Origin of the sequence: Actinoplanes sp. NPDC051411, assembly GCF_040682075.1 — a bacterium.
GTDB lineage: Bacteria > Actinomycetota > Actinomycetes > Mycobacteriales > Micromonosporaceae > Actinoplanes.
Window position 1 is genome coordinate 60,310 of the sequence record NZ_JBFBAD010000059.1, and the last position, 6,818, is coordinate 67,127.

General features: G+C 72.1%; 6 protein-coding genes and 1 pseudogene. 3 read left to right on the top strand and 4 right to left on the bottom strand.

The genetic code is table 11. The annotated features are described in order from the left end of the window. Positions 1-75: 75 nt before the first annotated feature. The gene (locus AB0M88_RS29435) at positions 76-2,085 is read left to right on the top strand and encodes an MMPL family transporter (RefSeq protein WP_364107863.1); all 2,010 of its coding nucleotides are present in this window, start codon (positions 76-78) and stop codon (positions 2,083-2,085) included. On the opposite strand, the gene AB0M88_RS29440 is transcribed toward AB0M88_RS29435, so the two are convergent. After that, complete coding sequence (locus tag AB0M88_RS29440; RefSeq protein WP_364107865.1) at positions 2,073-2,345, bottom strand: hypothetical protein; 273 nt, start codon at positions 2,343-2,345, stop codon at positions 2,073-2,075. The two genes, AB0M88_RS29435 and AB0M88_RS29440, sit on opposite strands and share 13 nt — an antisense overlap. Next, positions 2,342-3,379, bottom strand: a complete 1,038-nt coding sequence (locus tag AB0M88_RS29445) for a hypothetical protein (protein ID WP_364107867.1) — start codon at positions 3,377-3,379, stop codon at positions 2,342-2,344. Before AB0M88_RS29445 ends, AB0M88_RS29440 begins: the two co-directional genes overlap by 4 nt. 126 nt (positions 3,380-3,505) lie before the next feature. On the opposite strand from AB0M88_RS29445, the gene AB0M88_RS29450 reads away from it, so the two are divergent. Continuing rightward, complete coding sequence (locus tag AB0M88_RS29450; RefSeq protein WP_364107869.1) at positions 3,506-4,003, top strand: hypothetical protein; 498 nt, start codon at positions 3,506-3,508, stop codon at positions 4,001-4,003. A gap of 77 nt (positions 4,004-4,080) precedes the next feature. On the opposite strand, the gene AB0M88_RS29455 is transcribed toward AB0M88_RS29450, so the two are convergent. After that, positions 4,081-4,647, bottom strand: a complete 567-nt coding sequence (locus tag AB0M88_RS29455; protein ID WP_364107871.1) for a TetR/AcrR family transcriptional regulator — start codon at positions 4,645-4,647, stop codon at positions 4,081-4,083. Between the two features lie 93 nt (positions 4,648-4,740). Here AB0M88_RS29455 and AB0M88_RS29460 point away from each other — a divergent pair, with 93 nt between their 5' ends. Next, positions 4,741-6,279: a CocE/NonD family hydrolase gene (locus AB0M88_RS29460; protein ID WP_364107873.1), complete on the top strand. Its 1,539-nt coding sequence runs from the start codon at positions 4,741-4,743 to the stop codon at positions 6,277-6,279. On the opposite strand, the pseudogene AB0M88_RS29465 reads toward AB0M88_RS29460, so the two are convergent. Continuing rightward, a pseudogene (locus AB0M88_RS29465) lies at positions 6,247-6,818 on the bottom strand (hypothetical protein); the annotation flags it as partial. The gene AB0M88_RS29460 and the pseudogene AB0M88_RS29465 sit on opposite strands and share 33 nt — an antisense overlap.

The window sequence follows — 6,818 nt, forward strand, 5'->3', positions numbered from 1 at the left end:
GATCCCGCGCGTTCCGGCCGAACATCCAGCTCTGCACCGCGGGCCGGCCGCGGCGCAACGCGAAAGGGGTTCACCGTGGCCGCGCTACTCGCTCGGGTCGGGGGGTTCTGCGCCCGGCGCCGGTGGACGGTGCTGGGCGTGTGGGTGCTGGTGCTGGCGGCCGCGATCGGGCTGGCCGGCCAGTTCGCCAAGCCGCTCGGCACCCGGCTGACCGTCTCGGGCCTGCAGTCGACGAAGACGCTCGACGAGGTGCACCGGCTGTTCGGGGGCGGAGACGACAGCGGCAAGGTGGTGTTCGCGGCGCCCGAGGGACAGACGCTGGCGGGCTACCGGCCGGCGGTGGCCGCGCTGGGCACGGCGCTGAAGGCGAAGCCGACGCTGTCACCGGGCGGCCGAATCGGATACTTCACGGTCGCGGCGGCGCCCGGCCCGGCCATCGACCGGGCGCGGACCGCCGGGCTGCGGGTCGAGGAGTCATCCGAGCTGGCCGCCCCACCGGCCGGGAGCAGCACGCCGGTGGCCGGCCTGCTGATCGCGTTCGTGGTCCTGCTGATCACGTTCGGCTCGCTGCGGGCGGCCGGGTTGCCGCTGCTCACCGCGGTGCTCGGGCTCGGGGTGTCGCTGGAGGGCCTGCACGCGCTGACCGCGCTGGTCTCGGTGAACTCGGTCGCGCCGACGCTGGCGATCCTGCTCGGGCTGGCGGTCGGGATCGACTACGCGCTGTTCCTCATCGACCGGCACCGCCGCCAGCTGCGAGCCGACCACGACCTCGGCGTACGCGAATCGATCGCCCTCGCCACCGGGACCGCGGGCACGGCCGTGTTCTTCGCCGCCCTGACCGTGATCATCGCGCTGGCCGGTCTCGCGGTGGCCCGGGTCGGGTTCCTCACCGAGATGGGCCTGGCCGCCGCCGGAGCGGTCCTGGTCGCCATGCTGATGGCGCTGACGCTGACGCCGGCGCTGCTGAGTTTTCTCGGACGGGGCGCGGCCGGGCGCAACTTCCGGCCACGGATGCGGGTCGCGTCGCGCTGGGCCGCGCTCGTCATCCGGCACCGGGCCGTCGCGGTCGTGCTGTCGGTGCTGGTGCTCGGCGTGCTCGCGGTGCCGGTGTTCAGCATGCGGCTCGGACTGCCCGACGACGGTTCCGACCCGGCGCCGGCCACCGACCGCAAGGCGTACGACCTGGTGGCCGAGGGGTTCGGGGCGGGCGCCAACGGCCCGCTGCTCGTGCTCACCCGCGACCGGAACCCGGCACGCATCGCCGCGATGCCGGACGTCGCCGAGGTCATGCCCGGTGGAGTGCGAGAAGGGCAGGCGCTGTTCACGGTCGTACCGGAAAGCGGCCCGGAGTCGGCAGCGACCGCGACCCTGGTCGCCCGGCTGAGGAACGACAAGTCCCTTCTGGTCACCGGGCAGACGGCGGTGGCGATCGACATCTCCGCCCACCTGCGGCAGGCACTGCCGCTCTATCTGGCGCTCGTCGCCGGGTTCGCGTTCCTGCTGCTCATGGTCGTGTTCCGGTCGCTGCTGATCCCGCTCAAGGCGGTGCTCAGCTTCCTGCTCAGCCTGGGCGCGGCGCTCGGGTGCACGGTCGCGATGTTCCAGTGGGGCTGGTTCGGGCTCGCCGACCCGCCGGGGCCGCTGCTCAGCTTCCTGCCGACGATAGTGATCGGCGTGCTGTTCGGGCTGTCCATGGACTACGAGATGTTCCTGGTCTCGGGCATGCACGAGGAGCACCGGCGGGGCTCGGCGGCGCCGGTGGCGGACGGGTTCGGCCGCGGCGCCAAGGTCGTCACCGCGGCCGGGCTCATCATGATCGGGGTCTTCGGCGGCGGCGTCGCGGGGGGCGACCCGGTGGTGCGGCCGATCGCGTTGGCGCTGGCGGCCGGTGTGCTGGTGGACGCGTTCGTGGTGCGGCTGGTGCTGGTGCCGGCGGTGATCTCGCTGTTCGGCCGGGCCGCGTGGTGGCTGCCCCGCGGCCTCGCCCGGGTGATCCCGTCGACGGATGTCGAGGGGGCGGCCCTCAATGCGGAACCAGCGGCCGCATCCCCGGAGCAGGCCATGGCGGCGCATCACGAACGCTGAGCGAGCCCACGCTGAGCGAGCGCGGCCGCCTGCTGGTCGTAGGCCGCCCGCTCCGACGGCGACATCCGCTCCCGCTCGCGCAGGGCGGCCGCGAACGCCGACATCAGCGCCTCGCCGTGCCACGACCAGGTCACGGCCTGACGAAGGTCGGCCTGTCCGGAGAGGACACTGCGCGACAACGAACCGAGCGGATCGTCCGGCCCCCGCGTGGTGGCCAGGTGGTTCAGCAGGCCGTGGGCCAGCGGGTCGTCGCGGGTCATGCCGCATACCGGTACGGCTGGACGGCGGCCAGGTCGGGCACGTCGACGTCGGCGTGGATCGTGCCGATCGCCGCGCTCAGCGCCTCGACGGTGTCGCCGGCGATGCTGTAGCAGCGGGCGATCTCCTGATACAGCTGGTAGGCCTGGGTCGCATAGTAGGCGGCGATCCCGTAGCCGGCGATCGCCCCGATCCCGGTCTCGACCAGCGCGGTGCCGACCGCCGACGCCAGATTCACCATGATCAGGGCGTCGAGCAGGTCGGAGATCAGGTCGCCGGCCACGTCGCGCAGGTTCGCGGCGGCGTCGGCGGCCTCGCCGTAAAGCCGGGAGAACTGCTGGCAGGCGTCGTTCAGCGGCCCGGTCGCGGTGCCGAGCGACGTCTGGAACCGCCGCTCCGCGTCGCCCGCGCTCCCCTGCCACACGGCCTCGGCCCGGCTCGCTCCCGCGAGCAGATTGCGGCCTATCTCGTACGCGCCCTCACCGACCCGCGCCATCGCGGCCCCGCAGTGCACATAGGACGCCCAGTCGCCGCCCAGGTCGCGTGCCCACTCGTCGAACGGGTCGTAGCCGAACAGGCTCACCGACACCTGCCGCACCCACGACGCCGGGCTGATCAGGTCGGTCAGCGGATTGATGGACCACATCGGGGAGCCGCCGACCACGCCCGGATCGGTCAGGTGACTGCCCGGATCGGCCACGTCGGCGAAATCCTCCGCCGCCGCCGGCTCTGCTTCGTACGCGGGTCCGAGCCGCCGGGCCGCGGCCAGGTCGCTCGCCGCGTAGTCCTGGGCGGCCAGCGCGACCTGGCCGGCCGCCCCGGACGACAGATCCTGCACGCGGGCCAGCGCCGCGGTCACCGTCGCATAGGCGTGCTCGTGCGGGCCGACCAGCTTCATCAGCAGGCCCTCGGCCCGCCAGCCGAGGTCGCACTGCCGTTTGGTGTAGTCGAGCACGTCGAACGCGTCGTCGGACGCCCGCGACAACAGCCGGCTGAGCCCGCTCAACCCGGCGGCGTCGACAGAGAACTCGGTCATGGCCCGCCCCGTCTGTTCGGCAACCCGTCTGCTCGGCAACCCGGATGCTCGGCAACCCGGACAAGGCCCACACGTCGGCCACCCGCCGGACGGTTCACCGTTGCCTTGGTCGGCCACGATGTGGGCGTGGTGGAGCCCGAGACGCCGGTCTGGTACGCGGACAGCGACGACCCCTACTACACGCTGAAGGCCGGCGGCGGCTGGCTGGTGGCAGTCGCCTTCATCCCGACGATCCTGGTGTTCTGCGCCGCCGGCGGGCACGCGCCGGCCCTGACCTGGCTCGTGCCCGGCCTGCTGGTGCCGATGGCGGCGGTGGCGGCAGCCTGGGAATGGCTGGCGGACCGCCGCGCGGTCGTCGAGATGCGCCTGGCCGGCGGAACCTTGACCGTCATCCGGGCGAACGGCACCCGGGCCGCCTATCCGGTCTCGTCGATCGACCGCATCGAGCAGGTGCGCCGCATCCGCGGCGGGCTGCCCTCGTCGTCCCGCATGCGGCTGCACATCGGCTCGCGGACGGAACGCACCCGCTCGGGCCCGGCCGACCTGCCGTCCCGCTGGGCGGAGGCGGTCACGATCGCCGAGATCGAGACGACGGTCCAGGAGAAGATCGAGAACGACGACTGAGGCCCCGGACCGGCTGGAAACCGACGCCGTCGGCGTCGGAGGGGTGCTTGTCCGGGCCGGCGACGGCGGCCGGGCCATCAAGTGACGACTATCGACCCCCGGAAGACGCCGTCCAGTGCCAGGTCGATCGAGCGGCGCGCCGCCGCCGCGTCGGCCGCGCTTTCGAGTACGCCCTCGACCATGCTGAACAGCAGCACCAGGTCGCTCGACACGAGGTCGCCCCGGACGAGGCCGTGCTCCTGGGCCCGCCGCAGAGGCGCGGTCAGCGCGACCAGGAGGCGCTGCTCGAACCGGCGCCGGGCCCGCGGCTCCATCCGGCGCACGAGGAACACCAGCGGGCGCATGGTGATCTGGGTGCGCAGCAGTTCGCCGAGCACCCGCCGGAAGCATGCCGGGTCGTCGCGGCCGGCCTCGATCAGCAGTTCGAGCCGGTCGATCTGGTAGCCGATCACGGCCGCGGTCAGCGCGTCCCGGTCCGGGAAGTGGCGGTAGAGCGTGGCCTGGCCGACCCCGGCCCGGCGGGCGATCTCCGACATGCCGACGGCCGGCCGCGGGGTGGTCATCGCCTCGCTGGCCGCCGCGACGATCGCCGAGCGGTTGCGCTGGGCGTCCCGCCGCCGCGGGGTCTGGGCTCCGTACAGCACGGCCACCACGCTCCTCGAGCCAGGTACGTTACTGGCTGGTAACGATAATGTCATCAAGTTCAATTTCTCGGTACCGGTTCCTAGCTTCGGCCCATGAACCTGCGACGCGCGGCAGCCCTGATCGCACTGGTGACGGCCCTGGCAGTCGGGTTCGCCCGGCCCGCCGCGGCCGCTGGCGGCTTCACATTCGTCGATATCCCGGGCCAGGGCGGGGTCGTCCTCAAGGCCAACTGGATCGGCCCGGCCACGGGCGGCGAACACCCGGCCGTGATCTTCCCGTCGAGCTGGGGCCTCAACGACGCCGAATACCTGGCCCAGGCGAAGGCCTTCGCGGCCGGCGGGTACGTGGTGGTCTCCTACACCCCGCGCGGCTGGTGGGGCTCGGGCGGCGACATCGACACCGCCGGACCGCTCGACATGGCCGACCTGTCGAAGGTCATCGACTGGACGATCGCCAACACGCCGGCCGACCCGGCCCGCATCGGCGCCGCCGGGGTGTCCTACGGCGCCGGGATCAGCCTGCTCGGATCGGCGTTCGACAAGCGGATCCGGGCGGTCGGGATGCTGAGCGGCTGGACCGACCTGGTCTATTCGCTCTACGGGGACCAGACCCGGCACCGGCAGTCGGCCGGGTTCCTGCAGCTGGCGGCCCAACTGCTCGGGCATCCCGGTCCCGACCTGTCGGCGAAGCTGGCCGACTTCAACGCCGACCGCAACGTCGACCAGGTGCAGGCGTGGGCGCGGGTCCGGTCACCGGCCACGTACGTCGACCAGATCAACGCGAACCACCCGGCGGTGCTGATCGAGAACGCCTGGGGCGATTCGTTCTTCCCGCCCGATCAGTTGCCGGGATTCTTCGGGCGGCTGACGACGCCCAAGCGGCTCGAATTGCGGCCGGGCGACCACGCCATCGCCGAACTGACCGGTCTCGCCGGATTGCCGAACGCGGTCTGGACCAGCCTGCGACGGTGGATGGACCACTATGTGGCCGGCGCCGAAACGGGCATCGAGAACGAGCTTCCGGTGCGGCTGAACGACACCGAGTCGTACGCCTCGTGGGCCGCCATGACGTCTCAGGTCACCCGGTTCGGGCTCGGCGCCCCGAGGCTGCTGGACCAGACCGGCCTGCTGGGCGGAGCGGCCACCACGGGCTGGTCGAAACGCATTCCGGCCGGGCTCGACACGACGGCCGACGGCGGAGTCGTGTTGATTACGAACGGGATCAGCGCCTTCACCGGCCGGCCGCCACAGATCTGGCTGCCGACGGTCGACCGGGCACGCGCCGGCGTCTGGGCATCGCAACGGCCGGGCAACTCCTTGTCGATTCGGGGCACCCCACACGTACATCTGAATGTGGCCGGATCCCCGCCCAGCGGAACCGTCATCGCCTACCTTTACGACCTTGATCTTCTGGGAAACGCACGGTTGATAACGCATGAGCCGGTCACCTGGAATTCGGGATCCGATGCGGTGGATTTCGACCTTTCGGCGGCGGCCTATGATGTGCCGGCGGGCGATTCCCTGACCCTGGTCGTCGATTCCGCCGACCCCCTTTATTACGACGCGAACAATGGCGGCACGATCACGATCGGCGGCGGTTCATACGTCGATGTACCGGTCCAGGCCGGCTAGCACGTCGCGGATCGGCCCCATGTTCACCAGGCCGTTGGCGGCATATTCGCCGGCCGCCGGGCGAAGGGCCGCGCGCGCCTTCGCCGCGGCCGCCCGGTCGCCGCGTTCGACCGCGGCCCGGGCGGCCAGGCACCAGAGGACCTCGGCCATCGGATCGCGCGGCGGGGAAACCGGAATCCCGCGCACCCACGGCTCATAGGGACCGCAATTCTGCCCCGGCTCTCCGGCCGTGTGCAGAGCGAGCGGAAGCAGACCGTCGGTGAGGCCGGGCATGCCCGCACCATCCAGCATGGAGCCGGCGGCCCGATAGTCGTCGGCCGATTCCGCCCGGAACCACGTCGTAAAAACGGCGACCAATGGAATTTCGTGCCGCGCGGCCAGCCGGTCCGCCTCGTCGGCGTGGGCCGCCGCGGCACCGAAATCACCGAGCGCACATCGCGTCTGCGGGCGGCTCACCTGCACCAGGCCCGGCAGCTGGGGGTTGACCGTGGCCGGGAGCACCGACCGTACCTGTTCCAGGGCCGGTTCGAGGCACCGGA